This is a genomic window from Amycolatopsis sp. SID8362 (assembly GCF_010550475.1).
Lineage (GTDB): Bacteria > Actinomycetota > Actinomycetes > Mycobacteriales > Pseudonocardiaceae > Amycolatopsis > Amycolatopsis eburnea.
Genome location: NZ_JAAGNB010000846.1, coordinates 1 through 973 on the forward strand (window position 1 = coordinate 1; position 973 = coordinate 973).

At 75.1% G+C, this 973-nt stretch carries 1 protein-coding gene; it reads right to left on the reverse strand.

All coding sequences use genetic code 11. From position 1 onward, the window contains the following. Window positions 1-973 (reverse strand): ketoacyl-synthetase C-terminal extension domain-containing protein (locus G3I65_RS26420; RefSeq protein WP_275940170.1); only part of this gene is annotated, 973 nt, incomplete at both ends.

The following is a 973-nucleotide window of genomic DNA, read 5'->3' on the forward strand; positions in this document are numbered from 1 at the left end:
AGCGCGGGCTGGGCGACGCGGGTGTCGGTGACCCGGTCGGCCGCCGCCTGCCGCGCGGGCTCGCCGAACACCGCCGGGCCGAAGACGACGCCCGCCGTCGCCGGGTCGAGGCGCAGGTACCGCTGCAGGTCCGGGAAGGCGACGAACAGCTCGGCGAACATGCCCGGCCGCTGGCTGCCCTGACCGGGGAACAGCACCGCCACCTCGCCGGGTTCGGTCCCCTCGCCGCGGAACACTCCCGCCGGATCGCGCCCGTCGAGTGCTTCGCGCAGCAGCGAAACCAGTTCGTCCACAGTGGACGCTACGATCGCGAGCCGCGCACCCCGGCCCTCCGCCCGCCGCGACGCGCTCAGCGCCAGGTCCCGCAACCGCCAAGGCTCGTACCCGGCCGGCACGTCCGACGCCAGCGTCAACAGGTCTCGCGCCGCCGCCTCCGTCGCGAAGGTGAACAGTTCCGCGGGCCACTCGTCGGCCGCCTGGGCCGGCGGGACGCTGTCGTGCGCGCCGAGCACGACGTGGAAGTTGGTCCCGCCGAAGCCGAACGCGCTCACCCCGGCGATCCGGTCCTCGGCCGGTTCGGCCCACGGCTGCGCCGCCGACTGGAACACGAACGGGCTCGTCGCAGCGTCCCACGCCGGGTTCGGCTCGGAGATGTGCAGCGTCGGCGGTTTGACGCCGGTGTGCAGCGCGAGCGCGGTCTTGATCAGCCCGGCCAGGCCGGCCGCGCACTTGGTGTGCCCGATCTGCGACTTCACCGACCCGATCGTGCAGCTACCCGCGGCGGCACCGGCCTCGGTGAACACCTTCGTGAGCGTGGCCAGCTCGGTCCGGTCGCCGACGACGGTGCCGGTGCCGTGCGCCTCGACCAGCCCGACCCGCGCCGGCGAAACACCGGCATTGCGGTAGGCGCGGGTCAGCGCGGCGTGCTGGCCCTCGGGCCGCGGCGCGGTCAGCCCCAGCGCGCGGCCGTCGG